General features: G+C 38.4%; 20 protein-coding genes. 16 read left to right on the forward strand and 4 right to left on the reverse strand.

Translation table 11 applies throughout. The features are described from left to right. Positions 1 to 24 precede the first annotated feature (24 nt). From IW492_RS04525 to IW492_RS04565, 9 genes are all read left to right on the forward strand, one after another. On the forward strand, positions 25 to 2,223 hold the full coding sequence (locus IW492_RS04525) for an HD family phosphohydrolase (protein ID WP_202065812.1): 2,199 nt from the start codon (positions 25 to 27) through the stop codon (positions 2,221 to 2,223). Then, positions 2,223 to 2,702, forward strand: a complete 480-nt coding sequence (gene ybeY, locus IW492_RS04530; RefSeq protein WP_202065814.1) for an rRNA maturation RNase YbeY — start codon at positions 2,223 to 2,225, stop codon at positions 2,700 to 2,702. Before IW492_RS04525 ends, ybeY begins: the two co-directional genes overlap by 1 nt. Further along, positions 2,686 to 3,087, forward strand: coding sequence for a diacylglycerol kinase family protein (locus IW492_RS04535; protein WP_202066202.1), 402 nt, complete (start codon positions 2,686 to 2,688; stop codon positions 3,085 to 3,087). The genes ybeY and IW492_RS04535 overlap by 17 nt, the downstream gene beginning before the upstream one ends. Before the next feature lie 115 nt (positions 3,088 to 3,202). Beyond that, a complete protein-coding gene (gene era / locus IW492_RS04540; RefSeq protein WP_202065816.1) occupies positions 3,203 to 4,105 on the forward strand; it encodes a GTPase Era in 903 nt (300 codons plus the stop codon). A gap of 192 nt (positions 4,106 to 4,297) precedes the next feature. Further along, entirely contained in the window at positions 4,298 to 5,077 is a 780-nt protein-coding gene (gene recO, locus IW492_RS04545) for a DNA repair protein RecO (protein WP_202065817.1), read from the forward strand. A 1,088-nt stretch (positions 5,078 to 6,165) separates the two neighbouring features. Further along, a complete protein-coding gene (gene glyQ, locus IW492_RS04550; protein ID WP_202065818.1) occupies positions 6,166 to 7,074 on the forward strand; it encodes a glycine--tRNA ligase subunit alpha in 909 nt (302 codons plus the stop codon). Positions 7,075 to 7,076: 2 nt separating this feature from the next. Further along, positions 7,077 to 9,161 (forward strand): glycine--tRNA ligase subunit beta, encoded by a 2,085-nt coding sequence (gene glyS / locus IW492_RS04555; RefSeq protein WP_202065819.1) that lies wholly within the window; start codon positions 7,077 to 7,079, stop codon positions 9,159 to 9,161. Positions 9,162 to 9,249: 88 nt separating this feature from the next. Then, positions 9,250 to 9,432, forward strand: a complete 183-nt coding sequence (locus IW492_RS04560; protein ID WP_202065820.1) for a hypothetical protein — start codon at positions 9,250 to 9,252, stop codon at positions 9,430 to 9,432. A gap of 496 nt (positions 9,433 to 9,928) precedes the next feature. Further along, complete coding sequence (locus tag IW492_RS04565) at positions 9,929 to 10,900, forward strand: serine hydrolase domain-containing protein (RefSeq protein ID WP_202065821.1); 972 nt, start codon at positions 9,929 to 9,931, stop codon at positions 10,898 to 10,900. A 232-nt stretch (positions 10,901 to 11,132) separates the two neighbouring features. Here IW492_RS04565 and yidC read toward each other — a convergent pair whose 3' ends face one another. Genes yidC through IW492_RS04580 form a run of 3 tightly spaced genes read right to left on the reverse strand, consistent with a single transcriptional unit; the run spans position 11,133 to position 12,559 of the window. Then, positions 11,133 to 12,065, reverse strand: coding sequence for a membrane protein insertase YidC (gene yidC, locus IW492_RS04570; RefSeq protein WP_202065822.1), 933 nt, complete (start codon positions 12,063 to 12,065; stop codon positions 11,133 to 11,135). Further along, positions 12,062 to 12,226 carry a hypothetical protein gene (locus tag IW492_RS04575; protein ID WP_202065824.1) on the reverse strand — a complete coding sequence of 55 codons (165 nt, stop codon included), beginning with the start codon at positions 12,224 to 12,226 and terminating at the stop codon, positions 12,062 to 12,064. Before IW492_RS04575 ends, yidC begins: the two co-directional genes overlap by 4 nt. Positions 12,227 to 12,283: 57 nt before the next feature. Further along, positions 12,284 to 12,559 carry an acylphosphatase gene (locus IW492_RS04580; protein WP_202065826.1) on the reverse strand — a complete coding sequence of 92 codons (276 nt, stop codon included), beginning with the start codon at positions 12,557 to 12,559 and terminating at the stop codon, positions 12,284 to 12,286. Positions 12,560 to 12,669: 110 nt separating this feature from the next. Here IW492_RS04580 and IW492_RS04585 point away from each other — a divergent pair, with 110 nt between their 5' ends. The 3 genes from IW492_RS04585 (at position 12,670) to IW492_RS04595 (ending at position 15,220) form a co-directional block, all read left to right on the forward strand. Further along, on the forward strand, positions 12,670 to 13,449 hold the full coding sequence (locus IW492_RS04585) for a TrmH family RNA methyltransferase (RefSeq protein WP_202065828.1): 780 nt from the start codon (positions 12,670 to 12,672) through the stop codon (positions 13,447 to 13,449). 822 nt (positions 13,450 to 14,271) lie between these two features. Further along, complete coding sequence (locus IW492_RS04590; RefSeq protein ID WP_202065837.1) at positions 14,272 to 14,688, forward strand: DUF4430 domain-containing protein; 417 nt, start codon at positions 14,272 to 14,274, stop codon at positions 14,686 to 14,688. Then, on the forward strand, positions 14,675 to 15,220 hold the full coding sequence (locus IW492_RS04595) for an ECF transporter S component (protein ID WP_202065851.1): 546 nt from the start codon (positions 14,675 to 14,677) through the stop codon (positions 15,218 to 15,220). The genes IW492_RS04590 and IW492_RS04595 overlap by 14 nt, the downstream gene beginning before the upstream one ends. Before the next feature lie 203 nt (positions 15,221 to 15,423). On the opposite strand, the gene IW492_RS18305 is transcribed toward IW492_RS04595, so the two are convergent. Then, positions 15,424 to 15,549 carry a hypothetical protein gene (locus IW492_RS18305; RefSeq protein ID WP_269160912.1) on the reverse strand — a complete coding sequence of 42 codons (126 nt, stop codon included), beginning with the start codon at positions 15,547 to 15,549 and terminating at the stop codon, positions 15,424 to 15,426. Positions 15,550 to 15,844: 295 nt separating this feature from the next. Here IW492_RS18305 and rpsB point away from each other — a divergent pair, with 295 nt between their 5' ends. The 4 genes from rpsB (at position 15,845) to frr (ending at position 19,117) form a co-directional block, all read left to right on the forward strand. Beyond that, positions 15,845 to 16,636: a 30S ribosomal protein S2 gene (gene rpsB / locus IW492_RS04600; RefSeq protein WP_202065854.1), complete on the forward strand. Its 792-nt coding sequence runs from the start codon at positions 15,845 to 15,847 to the stop codon at positions 16,634 to 16,636. A gap of 119 nt (positions 16,637 to 16,755) precedes the next feature. Continuing rightward, positions 16,756 to 17,637, forward strand: a complete 882-nt coding sequence (gene tsf, locus IW492_RS04605) for a translation elongation factor Ts (protein ID WP_202065857.1) — start codon at positions 16,756 to 16,758, stop codon at positions 17,635 to 17,637. 197 nt (positions 17,638 to 17,834) lie between these two features. Next, positions 17,835 to 18,557 (forward strand): UMP kinase, encoded by a 723-nt coding sequence (gene pyrH, locus IW492_RS04610; RefSeq protein ID WP_202065867.1) that lies wholly within the window; start codon positions 17,835 to 17,837, stop codon positions 18,555 to 18,557. 2 nt (positions 18,558 to 18,559) lie between these two features. Continuing rightward, positions 18,560 to 19,117, forward strand: a complete 558-nt coding sequence (gene frr / locus IW492_RS04615; protein ID WP_202065870.1) for a ribosome recycling factor — start codon at positions 18,560 to 18,562, stop codon at positions 19,115 to 19,117. The last annotated feature ends 234 nt before the right edge of the window (positions 19,118 to 19,351 follow it).

Raw genomic sequence — 19,351 nt, forward strand, 5'->3', positions numbered from 1 at the left:
TTTAAAGGAAGGAGCGATTTTCTTTTGAAGCAATGGCTGCTTAAAGTACGTGATAAGCTGGGTAAGACATTTATTCCCACCTTACTCGTTGTTTTTTCAATTTTGATATTTGGTGTTGTGTTTGGAAGTGTTTACGAGAAGAAGATAGCTATTAAAGAGGGACAACTTGCAGATACAACGATTCGTGCGAATAAGAATATTGAAAATACATATGAAACGGAACAAAAAAAGAAACTGGCTGCAGAAGCAGTCACTCCTGAATATATTTTTCAAGAGGATACAGCTGATATTCAGTATGAACGGATAGAAAAGCTTTTTGCATTGATTTATACGGCAAACGAAAAAATAGATAAAGCTTATGAAACAGAGAAATCAGAAGCTAAAAAGGATGAAACCATTCCTCAGCCGACGAATGAAGAACGTGTAGCTGCGTTAAAATCAGAATTTGAAAAGCTGAATCAGGATGAAGTGACACTGTACCAATCATTTCCAAGTGTTTTTTATCAAAATATTTTTAATCTGACCGGTGAACAAATCGATGTGGTAAAAACAGAAAGTTTGAAAATTATTGATGAGACAATGCAGAATCATGTTCGTGAAAATGAACTTTCTGAGATACGACAAAAAGCCATTAACAAAATTCAGTTTCTTGATGTATCCTCAATGATGCAGCAGGAGATTCGCTATGTGGTAAATGCAGGGATTGTTGCAAATGATTTTCCAAATGAAAAGAAAACTGATGAGTTAAGACAGGCAGCTCGTAATGCTGTACAGCCGGTAATGATCTATCAGGGTGAAATTATTGTTCGTGAAGGAACTCAAATTGATGCAAAAGCTATAGAAAAACTGAAACTGCTGGGAATGACAAACCAAAATCCTTCGGTTTTTCCGATCGTAGCACTTACCTTGACAATTTTATTCCAAGTGATTGTACTGATCTTTTTCTCAAAGCAGATAAGCAAGGAAGAAAGCAGGCGCTCCTTTATTCTTTTTTATGTGAGTGCCATGTCCATCAGTATTCTATTGATGAAGTTTTTCCAGCTTTTCCAAAGTGAACAGCTGCTTTATATTCCATTATTTTTCCCTGCTGCATTTGTTCCGCTGGTACTCAGCTTTTTTGTAAATCGCCGTGCGGGAATTTTGTCAGCAGTCTTTCAGGTGCTGTTTGCACTCTTTGTATTTTATGATTCTATAGGTACCAACACATTAACTATTATTTTGGTAACCTATCTATTTGCCGGGTCACTGGCAGCTGTAGTCAATCGAACACGTATTAGTCAACAAGGGTGGAGTGCTGCTGTCTGGGTCATTTTAATGCCGATCTTTATGAACTTTATTCTGGCTATTTATCAGGGGATGGGTTTGTTGGATGGAAAAACATGGACAATGCTGATTTCTGCTCTGGCAGGAAGTGTTCTTGCGTTCTTATTGACAATGGGTCTGCACCCATATATTGAATTGATTGTCACGGATGATAGTATGATTGTGTTGAATGAATTGAGTAATCCGAATCATCCTCTGTTAAAACGGCTGCTGGAAGAAGCTCCGGGAACTTATCATCACAGTATGATGGTAGCAAGTTTGAGTGCGAATGCAGTGGCTGAAATCAGCGGACGTTCCTTATTGACTCGTGTAGCCTGTTATTATCACGATATAGGAAAGCTGAAGCATGCGAATTTCTTTGTTGAGAATCTGCCTGCCGGGGCTGAAAATCCGCATAATTTCCTTCTGCCGGAAGACAGTAAGCAAATTATTTTTGGTCATGTGATTGATGGAGCCAAGATTTTGGAAGAGTATAACATGCCTGAAATGGTTATTGACATTTGTCGTCAGCATCATGGAACAACACTTATGAAGTTCTTTTATATGAAAGAAAAGGAGCGTAATCCAGAAACTTTGGAAGTCGATTTTCGATATCCGGGTCCTAAGCCTCAAACGAGAGAAGCAGGAATAGTTAATATTGCAGACACTTGTGAAGCGGCTGTTCGGGCAATGAGCAACCCGACAAATGAAAAAATTAGAGAGTTTGTTCATTCTGTTATTCAGGAACGAATTTCTGATGGTCAGCTTGATGAGTGCGGATTGACAATGCGGGAAATTCGTAAAGTGGAAAAATCGCTGATTAACGGTCTTTGCAGTACGTTCCATTCCAGAATCAAATATCCTAAAATGAAATCTGAAGCTGAAAAAATGAAAGATGAACAGGAAAAGAGAGAGGTTTAATGGATATTACTTTTATTGATAAAACAGAGAAGGTCTCCGCCGATCATGTGGAGGAGGTGGAAAATCTGCTGCAGTTTGCAGCAGATTTTCTGGAAATTTCTGAAGATACAGAATTATCTGTGACCTTTATGGATAATGAAGAGATTCGTGTAATCAACAGAGATTATCGTGGAAAAGATACAGCGACAGATGTAATCAGCTTTGCACTGGAAGAAGAAGGAGCTGGTGAGATGCCGATAATCTTTGATGAGGAAGAAAGCGCCCTATTCCCAAGAAATCTTGGAGATCTTATGATTTCGATTGAACGTGCAGAGGAGCAGGCGGCAGATTATGGACACTCCTTTGAAAGAGAACTTGGTTTTTTGGCAGTTCATGGATTTCTGCATTTAAACGGCTATGATCATATGAATGAAGCAGATGAGAAAGAGATGTTCGACTTACAGAAAGAGATACTGAATGCCTATGGACTTGAAAGATAAACAGACAGAAAAAAATAAACACTTTGTTGCGTCTCTAGAATTCGCACTTCAGGGAATTCGTACGGTTTTCAAAGAAGAACGAAATATGCGGACACATCTGCTTGCGGCGATTGCAGCAGTTATCTTCGGCTTCGTTTTTAAGTTATCTGCAGGAGAATGGCTTTGGCTGATTCTTAGTATTTTTCTGGTATTTGTTGTTGAAATTATCAATACTGCATTTGAAAATGTAGTAGATATGGTTACAGATTTTCATTTTCATCCTATTGGGAAAAAAATTAAAGATATGGCAGCAGGCGCTGTGCTGATTACTGCACTTTTCTCTATGTTCGTCGGACTGATTATCTTTTTACCGAAATTCTGGGGTTTGTTAAAGGATTTTCTTTAAACATTGATTGGTAATTATACAAATAGATTATATAGGTAACTAACTTTTTCTGCACTTGAAACATCATCATAGTAGGGACTATGAAATCAAAATAGAGAAGACAAGGGGAAAATACATGACAGAAACACATAAATCAGGATTTGTGGCTATTGTAGGCAGACCGAATGTGGGGAAATCGACATTGTTAAATCGAATTGTCGGTCAGAAAATTGCTATTATGAGCGATAAGGCTCAAACAACCAGAAATAAAATTCAGGGAGTTTATACAGTACCGGAAGCACAGCTGATATTTATTGATACCCCAGGGATTCACAAACCCAAGCATCGATTAGGAGATTTTATGGTGGAGACTGCCTACAGCGCTTTGAGGGAAGTGGATGCAGTGCTGTTCATGATCAGTGCCGATCAAAAACGCGGCAAAGGTGATGACTTTATTATTGAGCGTCTTAAAAATCAACAGGCACCGGTCTTTTTAATTATTAATAAAATTGATAAGGTTCATCCAGATGAGCTGTTGGGAATCATTGAAGACTACTCCAATCAAATGGAATTTGCAGAAGTTGTTCCTATTTCGGCAACAGAAGGAAACAATGTGGAGCGAATGATGGATACATTAATTGCAAAAATGCCGGAAGGACCGCAGTATTTCCCAGAGGATCAGGTAACAGATCACCCGGAATACTTTATTGTTTCAGAGCTTGTCAGAGAAAAAGTATTGCTTTTGACCAGAGATGAAATTCCTCACTCTGTCGCAGTTGTTGTGGATTCAATGAAGCGGGACGAAAATGATAAAGTCCATATTCAGGCCACTGTCATCGTAGAACGGGACAGTCAAAAAGGAATTATTATTGGAAAAGGCGGAAAAATGCTGAAGCAGATTGGTACAAAAGCCCGCAGAGATATTGAACATCTGCTAGATGATAAAGTGTATCTGGAACTGTGGGTTAAGGTTCAGAAAGACTGGCGTGATAAAAAAATCTATCTGCAGGACTTTGGTTATCGTAAGGATGACTACTAAACGATTATCGAAAATTTAAATGAAGTGTTTATCCCGCCGCTTATTCGGGGGTAGATACGAAGAGAGTTGGGAACTTTTGGTATGCTCCCTCTCTTTTTTCTTTTGATCGTATATTCCTTTGGCTGCTACTAATAAACTGTTCTTTTTTTAATGATTTTGCTAAAATGAAACGATGAGAGGAGGGATTGGTTTATGGCGTTAGGAGAAAGCAAAGGACTCATTCTTTTTACAAGAGACTATAAAGAAAAGGATAAACTTGTGAAAATTTTTACTGAATCTTTTGGAAAACAAATGTTCTTTATTAAGGGGGCACATCGCAAGAACAATCCTATCACTCCGGCTATTCTTCCATTTACTCAGGCAGTATACATAGGTGATTTCAGGTCAGAAGGCTTGTCATTCATTAACGGCAGTAAAGAGGTTAAACCATTTTTCAAGATTCAGCAGGATATTTTTCTCAATGCCTATGCTACCTATATTCTTAACCTGGCAGATACAGCCGTTGAAGATCGTGTCTATGATCCGGGATTGTTCTCATTTACGCTGCAGGCGCTTGAGCTTATTGATGAAGAAAAAGATCCTGAGATTATCACTAATATTTATGAATTGCAAATTCTTCATCGCTTTGGTATTTCCATTGACTGGCAGAGCTGTCGAGTCTGCGGTCAGACAAAGGGAAAATTTGATTATTCTTCCAAATATAGTGGTGTGCTATGTGAGCAGCACTGGCAGATGGATTCGCAGAGATATCGTGGGAACCCCAGAGCCATACATTTTATCCGGCTGTTTTCGGCAGTTTCCTATGAGAAGCTTAACAAAATCGAGTTGAATACTCAGACAAAAGCTGAAATCAGAAAAATTATTGATGAGCTGTACGATGAATATGTAGGGATACATTTGAAGAGTAAAAAATTTATTGACCAGATGAAAACCTGGGAAAATACATTGAAAAAGGAACGTGAAACAGATTGAGCTTTAGGGATGGAACTGATTTTTTCAACAAGCATAGTATATCGACCGAATTAAGTCTAAGCTAGGTTTCTAATCCAAGAAATATACAGCATATCCAGTAGTATTACATATGAGATTGCTGGATATGCGCCGATATAAATTAGCAGCAGCTCCAATTAAGGAGAAATGCTTCACATTCAAAGATTATCGTTCGCATACAGTTCTGCTAATACCTCTAGATAAGCTAGCTCCTATTCAAGGAATACTTATTGGGGCTGTCTTATACGATTAAAAGACATGCGACGAGTATTCGAAGAAGTGTAGGAACAAACTCCTAATAAATAAGGATATAAAATTTGATCCATTTATCCTCTATCAGAATATTGCATACCATTCTGATAACTGACTTTCTACTATGGAAAATTTTTGTATCTACGAGTCTCACTACACTATACTACACTACACTTCGTTTCGATCTCATCAATTTCTAAACAGCAGAGCCATTAAGAATTGAAGGACCTTGTTCGATTTTTCGATACAAACGCCTCTATTTGGAAAAGCATTGGCGATTTCACGGCTGTTCGTTCTTGTCATTGAAGCATACAGGTTAAAATTTTTTTACCATTGAACATCATGTATATGTATAGCCGATCTTTTATTGTAATTTATAATTTAGTCAGAGCAATAGGATGAGGTTTATTTTATTCAAACAGCTTGTCGGCTTTCTGTTTGAATACTGAATAGGAGCATATTGATTTTTAGAGTGAAATACCTTTCGAGAAAAATTTTTCCAAAATAAAAAATGATTTGACAACTGAAAACGAACCCCTTATTATAAAGAGTAATGAAATAAGTACGTTGAAAAAGAGAAGTAAAAAGGTTTTTGAGCAGACAGCGATTTCGGGAGAGTGTGAGCCGAAAGTCATTCCTTTTGAAAGGCACTTTTGAGTACAGGAAATGAAGCTGCTGGTTATTGAAATCAGAAGTAGGGTGGAACCGCGAATATTTTTCGTCCCTATGTCTCTCTGGAGGCATAGGGATTTTTTCATGGAATGATTCCTGAAAACAATAGAGAGAAGACGATTATATTATATTTAGGAGGAAAAAGAATGGATAACCAAAAATTAACGGTACAAGACATGATTCTCACGCTTCAGAAGTTTTGGTCATCAAATGGCTGTATGCTGATGCAGGCGTATGATACGGAAAAAGGGGCAGGAACGATGAGTCCCTATACTTTTTTGCGGGCGATCGGACCGGAACCGTGGAACGCAGCCTATGTAGAGCCGTCACGTCGACCGGCTGACGGGCGTTACGGCGAGAATCCAAACCGTTTGTACCAGCACCACCAGTTTCAGGTTGTGATGAAGCCGTCGCCGGAAAATATTCAGGAACTTTATCTGGAAAGTCTGCGTCTGTTGGGGATTGAACCGTTGGAACATGATATTCGTTTTGTAGAGGATAACTGGGAAAATCCGTCTATGGGCTGTGCCGGCTTGGGCTGGGAAGTTTGGCTGAACGGAATGGAAATCACGCAGTTTACTTATTTCCAGCAAGTAGGCGGCTTACCTTGCCAACCTGTAACTGCTGAGATTACGTATGGGTTAGAGCGTCTGGCTTCTTACATTCAGGAAGTTGAAAGTGTGTATGATCTGCAGTGGACTGAGGGTGTCAAATATGGAGAAATCTTTAAACAACCTGAATACGAACACTCTAAGTACTCATTTGAAATCAGCAATCAGGACATGCTTTTGGAAAACTTTGATAGATTTGAAAGAGAAGCGAAGCGCTGTATTGATGAAAATCTGGTGCACCCAGCTTATGACTATATTTTAAAATGCAGCCATACTTTCAATTTACTGGATGCCAGAGGAGCGGTGTCTGTAACCGAACGTGCCGGATACTTGGCTCGAATTCGAAATATGGCAAAATCTGTTGCAAAAATCTTTGTTGCTGAACGAAAGAAACTGGGTTATCCGTTACTGAATAAAGAACGATCAGAGAAGGGAGCTGAATAAGGATGGCAAATAATTTATTACTGGAAATCGGATTGGAAGAAATGCCGGCTCATGTAGTGACGCCTAGCCGTATACAGCTGGAAGAAAAAATAGTAAAGTTTTTAGATGAGCATAACCTTGGGTATGAATCTGTACAGACTTTTTCAACTCCGAGACGTTTGGCGGTTCATGTAACAGGTATTCCCGAAAAACAAGAGGATACACAGGAAGAAGTAAAAGGACCTGCCAGAAAGATTGCACAGGATGAGTCTGGGAACTGGTCAAAAGCGGCGGAAGGATTCGTTCGCGGTCAGGGCATGTCAACAGATGCAATTACATTTCGTGAAGTGAATGGAGTGGAATATGTCTATGTGACAAAGTATGTTCATGGCAAGGAATCTAAAGAAGTTTTGAAGGACCTTAAAAAGGTCATTTTGAGTCTGACTTTCCCGGTAACTATGCACTGGGCGGATTATGATTTTGAATATATTCGTCCTATTCACTGGGTAGTGGCATTGCTGGATGAGGAAATCATTCCGTTTTCCATTTTAGATGTTGAAACAGGAAGAGTTTCAAGAGGTCATCGTTTTCTTGGTGATGATACAGCTTTGTCTCATGCGGATGAGTATGAAGAAAAGCTTCTGGAACAGTTTGTTATTGCAGATCCTGTGAAAAGACAGGAAATGATTGTAGCACAAGCAGAAAAACTGACAGAAAAAAATCAGTGGGTTTTGACTATGGATGCTGATTTGCTGGAAGAAGTGAACAATTTGGTGGAATATCCTACAGCTTTCGTTGGGGATTTTGATGAAAAATATTTATCCGTTCCTGACGAAGTTCTGGTGACTTCCATGAAAGAGCATCAGCGCTATTTTGAGATTCGAAATGACCGCGGAATGCTGCTTCCGCATTTCATTGCTGTCAGAAACGGAAATAATGTCCACCTTGAAAATGTGATAAGAGGGAACGAAAAAGTTCTGGTTGCAAGATTGGAAGATGCGGAATTCTTTTATAATGAAGACAAAAGATTGTCTATTGACGGTTGCGTGAATAAACTGAAGCATGTGACGTTCCACGAAAAAATAGGATCAATTTATGAGAAAATGCAGCGTGTATCAGTAATTGCCGGCATCATTGGAAAAAATGTCGGACTTTCTGAAACTGAATTGGATGATTTAAACCGTGCTTCTCAAATTTATAAATTTGATTTGGTAACAAATATGGTCGGTGAGTTCCCTGAGCTTCAAGGAATTATGGGTGAAAAGTATGCCTTGCTGCAAGGAGAAAGAGCAGAAGTTGCTCATGCAATTCGTGAACATTATATGCCGACATCAAGTGAGGGAGAACTTCCAGAATCTTCTGTCGGTGCTGTTCTGGCCATTGCAGATAAACTGGATAGTGTTCTGACATTCTTCGCAGCAGGAATGATACCAAGCGGGTCAAACGATCCTTATGCGTTACGCAGACAAACCTATGGAATTGTCCGAATTGTTGAAAATAGAAACTGGCAATTTCCGTTGATTGAGCTGCAGAAAGAAATTGATGAGACGATTAATACTGATATGACGAGATTTGGTATTCAGCTGGCGAGCGGTCAGAATGAAGTGATTGATTTTGTCAAAGCTCGTTTACGTCAGCTGTTGTTAACCAAAGATATTCGGCATGATATTATTGATGCAGTTATTTCTTCGGAACAAAGAGATCTGATGAAGCTGTTCGCTTCTGCCATGATTATTAGAGAGCATCTGGCTGATTCGGATTTTCGTCCTTCAATGGAAGCTCTAACACGTGTTTTGAATCTAGTCAGAAAAGGTCAGGAGCTTCTTGTACAAGAAAGCATAACAGTGGATGAGCAGCTTTTTGAGAATGAATCAGAAAAAGCATTGCATAAAGCAGTAAATAAAGTAGAAGAAGACTTCGCGACAAATACAATGGTCGAAAACTATCTGGCATTGGTCAGCTTAAAACCCATGATTGAAAATTACTTTGATCATACTATGGTTATGGTTGAAGATGATTGTGTGAGAACAAACAGACTGGCAGAATTGAATCGTATTGCCAAAATGGTTCTGTCACTGGCAAGTTTGGATTTGCTGAATGTAAAATAACAAGTGAACACATACAGCCGGATTGTGAATTCATCCGGCTGTTTTCTATGTTTAAATTTATCAGCAACAGGTAAAGGAAGTGATTTATTTGGGGCTAAGAAAATATAACTTGGCCGCAGATAAAAAGTTTTTGGTTTGTTTGGCAGAACGATTATCGGATGTTGAACTTCCTGCAAAGGTTGACTGTATTGAATTCGAAGAAAATGGCTTAAAGAGGCTCAGACTAAATGAAATGAAAACAGTAAAGACAGCTGTCGGTACTTATCGTTGAGGAACGGGTGATCGGCTTCATTGAGCTGTTGGAAGAAATAGATTGGATTACTGGAAACAAATAGGGAGATATTTCCTATATCTGTATTGTAGAGGAGATGGAAGGTCGGTGTTTTGGAAAAGAGATGATGGATCAGGCCGAGTAATGGGAAAAAGAGCAGGGATATCAGAGAATCTCGTTAAAATGTTTCTTCAGTGACCCATCATGCTGTCAGCTTTTATGAGACTTTAGGATATAACGCGGAAGCTGTCAAAATGAGGAAAGAGTTTTAGATCAAATTATCCAACTGTGAGGTTGACTATTTTTTTGAGCTGAAAGGATGTATCGTCTGTAAAGGAGTATCAATAGGCATTAAATCAATGGTTTCTAAGAGGATAATTTTTATATAAAAAAATAATTTCCATTTTTTGAAACTTTTTTTAAATAGGGATTGAAAATGATTTTTAATGGCCTTATCCTTTAGTTGAAGGCGCCTTCGAACAAAGGAGGAAATCATATGAATCAGAAAAAAATAACGGAATTGGAACAGGTTATTAGACAGGGGTACCAAAATACGGCTGGAATAATAGTCTTGAAAAACGGACAAATACTTTATGAAAATTATTTTAATGATTGTACAGAAGAAAACCCGATTCATGTTTTTTCAGTGACGAAAAGTATTCTTTCCATTCTTATCGGGATTGCTTTGGATAGAGGAGAAATTGAGTGTGTTGACCAAAACATATTGGCATTTTTGCCGAATTATGTTGTAAAAAAGGATAAAACATCTATTCAAAGGGTTAAAATCAGAGAATTATTGACAATGACTGCTCCATTTAATTATCAGGAAGAACCCTATATTGACTACTTTATGAGCAGCAATTATTCAGAGTTTGCACTGGATTTGTTGGGTGAAAGTGAGTCAGGTGGAACATTCAGGTATACACCACTCGTAGGGCCGGATATTTTGTCAGGAATACTCGTAAATGCTGCTGGAAAGTCAGTCCTTGATTATGCAAAGGAATATTTGTTTTCACCACTGGGAATCACAGTTGAAAAGAATCTGATCTTTCAAAATAAAGAGGAACAAATGGCTTTTTATGCATCAAGAACGATCAGCGGCTGGGTCTCAGACGCAGCGGGTATTAATACTGCTGGCTGGGGCTTAACGTTGACTCTGCAGGATCTTGCGAAGATTGGACAGCTCTATTTAAATGAAGGAAAATGGGGAAATAAGCAAATTGTTTCTTCCCGCTGGGTTGAAGAGAGTACTCAGAAACACAGCTATTGGAAAGAAGCCGGCTTATCTTATGGCTATCTCTGGTGGGTATTGTCAGATTCAGTATTTGCAGCGATGGGAGATGGAGGGAATATCCTTTATGTGGATACAAAAGAAAAAACAGTGATCGCCCTGACGGGACTGTTTGAGCAGAAGACTGGAGACCGAATTGAACTGATAGAAAAATATGTGAAGCCGATGATCGAATAAGAAGCTAGTTTTATTCAGCAGCAAATTTCCAGAAGAAATCAATGACTGATCTAGAAATTAAAACGGGGCTGTGACATAAGTATGTCTGATATCCCTAAAACCGAATAAACGGTGTTCCAGAAGCTGTCTCTTCGGAAATAAGTCGAACTATACTGAAAATATGAGTAGCTATTTTCGTATATTCCGACTTATTTCTTGAGACAGAACACTTCTGTCTCAACCTCGTACCTGTTTATTTGCGCTGCTGTTTTCCAGCATTTCTTCCGCCTTTGGAAGGATATTGCGGCTGTTTTTTTGAAGATGAAACATTTTGAGACTCAGTTGGTGTTACATCTTTTATAGGTGTTACTACCTGTTTGGGTGGATTCTTTTTCAACTCTTCTGCCAATTGTGCTTTAATTTTTGGCTTCAAAAGAATGTTGGTTATGAATGTCTGAATACAACTGAAAATCCCGCCGATTACCCAGTAAAGAGCTACTCCTGCTGGTGACTGGAAAGACATGAAAACAATCATTAGCGGAGAGACAATCAGCATTGATTTCATTGTTTTCTTTTGTTCTTCAGGAATGCCAATTGTAGAAATATAGCCTTGAATTAAATAAGCGATACCTGCCATAATAACAAATACGATGCTCGGCTGCCCAAGGTTAATACCAAAGAAGTCTGCCTCGCTGATTCCTTCTGTATATCTTGCGGCAAAGAAAAGTGCAGAGAAGATCGGCATTTGAATCAGCAATGGAAGACAGCCGATACCACCCATCATGCTGACATTGTTTTGTTTATAAACCTGCTGCAGCTCCAATTGAGCAGCAGCTTGTTCTTCTCTTGTTGCTGCCTGCTTTAATTTTGCTTGTGCTGCATCAACTTGAGGTTTGATTACCTGCATTTTTTCAGTTTGGACCATACTTTTACGTGACTGGTATAAGCCAAGGGGAAGTATGATGATTCTCGCAATAACAGTAATAAAAATAATTGCCCAACCATAGTTCCAGTTAAAGTTTTGAACCAAATAAGTAATGAGACTGCTCATCGGCTGAACTAAAAAATTATAGACAAATCCTTCTCCGGTAGGTTGACCGTCACTTCCGGTTTTTACACATCCGGAAAGAAAAACAACTAGAGCTGCCAAGCCGGAACTGTATAACCACTTATTATATTTTTTCATAAAATTCTTCCTTCGTCTAAAATTTGCACAAATTTAACTATACTTGAAAAAAAAGTTTTTTTCAATAATAATTCTTGAGCATAAGTGAATTTTAGTGAAACATTTAACTGGTCATATTCTTTCTCGCTTAATCGAACGGGGTACTGCTTTTGTTGTCCCATTTTTATCATCCTTTTTACTCTTATTATGCACAGGTAATTAATCTTAGTATGAAGATACTAGTTAGTTACTTTAAATGAGGTATAGTCGTTAATCAGAGGATCATCCTGAATATCTACGTAAGTTACCCGCCCTGAAGGGGAAGGTGAGTCCTTGACCTGTTGAATAAATGTTTCCATTGCTTCTAAAGATCCCACTGCTTCAATTGAAACCGATCCATCGTCTTCATTCCTCACTGTTCCAGTAATTCCCAATTGATCTGCAGCTATCTTAGTCATAAATCGAAAACCTACACCTTGAACTCTTCCCTGGACATTCATTCGAACTTTTCTCATCACTGTCACATCCTGTTTTATTCATTTTCTTAATGATAACGATTTTTTGAATCTATATCAAGTTTCAATAAATATTAAAAAAAATGGTATAATACTTTCGAGGTGGAAGTATGAAAGAAATTATGTCAAATAAAAATGAATTGATAAAAAAGATCAGAAAACTTTATAAGAAAAAGGGCCGGGAAGAAGCCCGCCGATATGTGATTGAAGGATTTCACTTAGTTGAAGAAGCTGTTCGTTTTTCAGCACCTGTTGAATGGATTCTTTTTGATGAGAGAGGACGCAAAGAATGGGGAGAATGGCTAAGTCAGTACGATGATGAAAAACTGATTTTTGTTAGTCAGGATGTTATGAAAAATTTGTCTGAGCTGCCGACTCCCCAGGGAATTATCGGCGTTGTAGCAATTCCGGATGAGGTCGAAGTAAATGAGCTTCAAGGTCATTGGCTTGCACTGGATAATGTGCAGGACCCGGGAAATGTGGGCACGATGATTCGTACGGCCGATGCGGCAGGATACGCAGGGGTGATTATTGGTGAGGGGACAGCAGATATTTACAACAGTAAAGTTTTACGGGCTATGCAGGGCAGTCATTTCCATTTACCTGTTCTTAGAAAGAAAATTGAAATGGTGATTGACAGCTTTAAATCCAAAAATATTCCTGTTTTTGGTACCAAGCTAGATGAAAAAGCAGTCCATTACACCTCTGTTGCGCCGAAACAGAATTCTTGTCTGATTATGGGAAATGAAGGGCAGGGTGTGAGTCCTGAGTTATTAGATCAAACCGATCAAAATATTTATATACCGATTCGCGGGGAAGCGGAATCCTTAAATGTAGCAGTGGCAGCAGGAATTTTGATGTATCATTTGTCAAATGGATTATATCGGTAAAGAAATGAAACAGCGGAGATAGCCGAGTAAATAAAGTTTTGTTAAAAAAACAGCGGAGCAGCCAAAAAGAAGAGATGTAAAAAAATTACCGATTTCTCTATGCAGCAAAGTTTTTCTGCTAATAAAATGAGCAGTATCTATATGCTGCCATCTTCTGCTTAAACAAGGTTGTTTCTTAATATAATGAATTAAGACGCACTCAATAGAGGGAATGAGGTGAGAATCCTCAGTCAGCAGCTCCTTTCTACATGTAATAAGAAGACGAAATCAGACCCTCTGTTAATAAATGAAAAAACACTTGTGTCAGGGAAAAAGTGTTTGCCTGTTAAAAGCTGAAGCAAACCTATTGTGTACTTCAGCCTTTTTCATCTAATATAAACAAAGATGACCTTAGTTAGGAAGCGGTTGAGTACTATAGAGGAATCCAAATTGTCAACATGCTTCAAATCGATATAAGAATTTTCTGTAGTATATAAAATTTTTATATCAGGTATGATTTATCCCGCGGAAATAAAAATCAGCTACATTGAGTTGTCACTTTCCAAATTATTTTGGGTGTCCAAGTAAAGCTGGAGAATTTCTGTCAGATATTCTTTAGAATAGACTAGTAAGTATCAATTCTCTAAAGTAGCTTACTTGAAAGTCAGCTTTTGGGAACGAAATATGATAGTACGTATACGACAATATGAAGGTTGCGGCAAGCTGCCTTCTTTAAACAGATTTTACCCATTTCTATGTTTTGAAACTAGTTGCCGTCAGATTTCTAGACATAATTGGTAAAGAAATTAAAATAAAAAGAATATCGTATAGGAGAGGGGATAAATGAAACAGATTTTAGCAGGCAGTATAGTTATAGCTGGTCTGTTGATGATTAGTGGTTGTTCTGGTAATTCAGGTATGACAGCTGACAGCACAACAGAAGATACTCGACAGTTCAGTTCCGGCAAGGTTGAGGAGAATCAGATAACTGCGTTGATTTCATTGGTAAAAGACGGGGAAGAGGTTGCAGGGAGAGAGGTTTCTTTTAAGGAAGGCAGCGATTTGATGATGGTTCTAAAGGCCAATTATGAGGTGGCAGAAGACAGCGGAATGATTCAGGCAATTGACGGCATTGAACAAAATGCAGATGAGGGCTGCTACTGGACTTATACAATTAATGAGGAGATGGTTAATACAGGTGCAAATGAAACGATCTTGAAAGACGGGGATAAGGTAGTGTTTACCTATGCAAAATTCTAAAAAGAATTCGACTATTTTTTCTGTTAGAGAAATTGCTTATCTTGGTTTGATGGCAGCGGCGGCTACTGTTGGACGCATACTGCTTCAAGTTATACCCAATGTACAGCCGATGACTGCAATTTTTTTAATCCTTACACTACAACTAGGGGCAAGCAGAGGGGTAGTGGTGTGTTTACTATCAGTACTGGTGACCAATCTATATATGGGGATGGGTGTTTGGACGATCGCTCAATTAGCCAGCTATGTATGTATTATTTGCCTAGTTGGTATACTGCGGCAGTTTCACTGGTATCGGCAGCATTTGATCATTCAAATTGTTGTCAGTGTATTAGCAGGATTTATCTATGGTTTTATCATTTCTGTAATTAGTGTTCAAATATATGGAGTCACCAGTTTTTGGGTCTATTATCTTCAAGGACTAACGTTTGATATGCTGCATGCAGCTGGAAATGGCGGATTTTATTGGATTTTAGCACCATTATTTGGAAAGCTTTTTAAAAAATTAGAAAATAATGAAGATAGAGAGAACTAGCAGCAAGTACAATCACTCTAATGATAGGATTTATGTTTGAGTTAGTGAGAAACAAAAAGATCGGACGATCAAGAATTTTTGCAGTGTTAAAGGAAATTGGGAATCAGCAGCTGTTTTACAAGGCTGGTTATAGCTGATGTATCTTCTATAAAAACGGTAAAGATTTTCTGGCAGGCCATGTTCCTAGTTGAATACTGATAATTTCAACTTGCTTTTGCTGTAATCAGTTTTGTAACTGCTGTCTTCAACGTATAATTACCAGCTTCAATTCCTTTAGCTATGCTGTTCAATTCAAAAAAACAATAGCTTCTAATTGTTTTATTTAACATTCATCCTTTTAATGTAAGTTGACAAAATATTACTGTTTCTCAGCTATTTTTTAATACAAAATATATAAAGAGAAGGGACAGAAATAAATGACTCGAAATAAGTGGAAAAAGCTGATGAAATTTGTTTGCAAATTCAAAAATCGTATTGTATAATACTAGAGGTGCGTTTACGAGAGTAAATTCACAAAAAATCCACATCTCTATCCATCTGCGAAGCGGTGCTGATTTATTCAGTTCTTCAAAGAGCATAAAGATAGAGAGAGGGAGAAAAAAACCAAATTGGAGGAAACAAAACATGGCAGTAATTTCTATGAAACAATTGCTGGAAGCCGGCGTACACTTTGGACACCAAACTCGTCGCTGGAACCCAAAAATGAAGAAGTATATCTTCACAGAAAGAAATGGTATCTACATCATTGATTTGCAAAAGACAGTGAAATTGGTAGATGTAGCTTATGACTACATGAAAAACGTTGCAGAAGAAGGCGGCGTGGCTTTGTTTGTAGGTACTAAGAAACAAGCACAGGAAGCAATCAAAGATGAAGCAATCCGTGCTGGACAATTTTATGTAAATCACCGTTGGTTAGGTGGAACATTAACAAACTGGGATACTATTCAAAAACGTATCAAACGTTTGAAAGACATCAATAAAATGGAAGAAGATGGAACATTCGATGTTCTTCCTAAAAAAGAAGTTGTTGGTTTAAACAAACAACGTGAACGTCTTGAAAAATTCTTAGGCGGTATCGCTGATATGCCTAGAATTCCAGATGTAATGTACATTGTTGATCCTCGTAAAGAACGTATTGCGGTTCAGGAAGCACAAAAATTAAACATTCCAATCGTTGCGATGGTTGATACAAACTGCGATCCTGATGAGATCGATGTAGTAATTCCATCAAACGACGATGCAATTCGTGCAGTTAAATTGATTACAGCTAAAATGGCTGATGCTTTCATCGAAGGAAACCAAGGTGAAGATCAGGCAGTTGAAGAGCTGTTCGTTGAAGAAACACCTGAAGAAGCAACATCAATCGAAGAAATTGTTGAAGTTGTAGAAGGTGCCGGCGAAGACGCTGCAGAATAACACGAGCATAAATAATAGATGACGGAGCTGTCTCAAGGGCTGGGCGATAGGCCTGATTCTCCTTTGAGATAGCTTTTTTAAAAACAATTTTGACAACTATTTGAGGAGGATATAAGAAAATGGCAGATATTTCAGCTAAGATGGTAAAAGAATTACGTGACATGACAGGTGTCGGTATGATGGATGCTAAGAGAGCATTAGTGGAAGTTGAAGGCGATATGGATAAAGCTGTTGACTACCTGCGTGAAAAAGGCATGGCTAAAGCCGGCAAGAAAAATGACCGTATTGCAGCAGAAGGTTTGGCTAATGTAGCAGTTAATGGAAATTTCGCAGCAATCGTTGAAGTGAATTCAGAAACTGACTTCGTGTCTAAAAATGAAATGTTCCAAGATTTAGTTAAAAGCATTGCAAAAGAAGTGGCTGAAAATAAACCAGCTTCTATGGAAGAAGCATTGGCAATTAAAACGGATAAAGGAACTTTGGAAACTGAACTGATTGAAGCTCAAACAGTTATCGGAGAAAAAATCAGCTTCCGTCGTTTTGAAATTGTTGAAAAAGCAGACAATGCTGCTTTTGGTGCTTACCTGCATATGGGCGGTCGTATTACTGTGCTATCTGTTGTTGACGGAACTACTGACGAAGAAGTGGCGAAAGACATCGCAATGCATGTTGCAGCAATTAACCCTCGTTATGTTGACGAGACTCAAATTCCTCAAGAAGAATTGGATCATGAAAAAACAGTCTTGACTGAACAAGCGTTGAATGAAGGCAAACCAGCAAATATCGTAGATAAAATGGTTATTGGCCGCCTGAACAAATTTAAAGCAGAAATTTCTTTAGTGGATCAGCCATTTGTTAAAGATCCTGATATGACTGTTAAAAACTATGTCTCTTCTAAAGGCGGAACAGTGAACTCATTTGTACGTTTTGAAGTGGGCGAAGGCATCGAAAAACGTGAAGACAACTTTGCTGACGAAGTAATGAGTCAAATGAAAAAATAATTTTGAATGAAGGAAGGCGCAGAAACAGTAACTTGGAAATTCTACCGGATTTTCGTAAGCTGCTCATTTCTGTTCCTACCTAACGGGAACGCAGCTTGCTGCGCTCCTTTTTTTTAAGCAATATAGAAGAATTAACTGAAAGAATGCCTGTCTTATGATAGAATGACTTTAGAGAAATGTTGGAGGGAAAAGACAAGATGGTAAAACCTAAATATCAGCGTGTAGTATTGAAACTGAGTGGTGAAGCATTAGCAGGAAACGATGGTTTTGGAATTAAACCTCCTGTTATTAAAGAAATTGTGCAGGAAATCAAAGAGGTTCATGAACTTGGTATTGAAATGGCTATAGTCGTTGGCGGCGGGAATATCTGGAGAGGTCAAATCGGTGCCCAAATGGGGATGGAAAGAGCTCAGGCTGACTACATGGGAATGTTGGCAACTGTAATGAACGCACTGGCATTGCAAGATACTTTAGAAAATTTAGGTGTACCAACACGGGTCCAATCGTCTATTGAAATGAGACAAATTGCAGAACCATACATTCGCAGAAGAGCAGAACGTCATCTTGAAAAGGGACGTGTAGTCATTTTTGCCGGAGGTACAGGAAATCCGTATTTTTCAACAGATACAACTGCTGCATTACGAGCGGCCGAAATTGATGCGGATGTTATTTTAATGGCTAAAAATAATGTTGATGGTGTATACTCTGCTGATCCGAAAGTAGATGCCAGCGCAGTCAAATATGAAGAGCTGACACATTTAGATGTTATCTCCAAGGGACTGCAGGTGATGGATTCAACCGCAAGCTCATTGAGTATGGATAATGATATTCCGCTGCTTGTCTTTAATCTAAACGAACCAGGAAATATCCGTCGGGCATGTCTTGGTGAAAATATTGGAACAACTGTAAGGGGGAAATAATAATGTCTCAAAAAGTATTGGAAACAGCAAAACAAAAAATGAAAAAAGCAGCACAAAGTCTGGAGCGTGAATTAGGTCAGATTCGTGCAGGAAGAGCAAATGCCAGCTTGCTGGATCGTGTGACAGTAGAATATTATGGAACGATGACTCCGGTTAACCAATTGGCATCTATCACTATTCCAGAAGCACGTGTTCTGATGATTACTCCATTTGATAAAAATTCAATTGGAGACATCGAAAAAGCAATCCAGGTAAGTGATATTGGAATCAGCCCAACTAATGACGGAAATGTCATTCGTCTGGTTATTCCTCAGCTGACTGAAGAGCGTCGGAAAGAATTGGCTAAAGATGTTAAGAAGGAAGCTGAAAATGCGAAAGTTGCAGTTAGAAATGTTCGCCGTGATGCAATGGATGAATTGAAGAAGCTGAACAAAAGCGGAGACATTACTGAAGATGAACTAAGAGGTCTTGAAAAAGATGTTCAAAAACTGACAGATGATGGCGTGAAAGATATTGATGCCATTACTGCGGAAAAAGAAAAAGAATTATTGGAAGTATAATACAAGAACTGCAGTCACAACACCTTTGGTTGGGAAATATTTCCCTGTCAGAGGTGTTTTTTCTATTTCTTCATTAGCAGTTGGAAAGGACAATTCAAAATTGAGTTTTTATAGAGTTGAAAGAATGAAGTGGAGCAAATTTTCTTCAAAAAGTCAGATAATTGTCAGAAAGAATCAGTTATCCTCTTGGTAAGAAGCAATAATTTAAGTTTTTTATTCTATCAATATCTTAAG

It is taken from the genome of Enterococcus sp. BWB1-3, from assembly GCF_016745275.1.
GTDB lineage: Bacteria > Bacillota > Bacilli > Lactobacillales > Enterococcaceae > Enterococcus_L.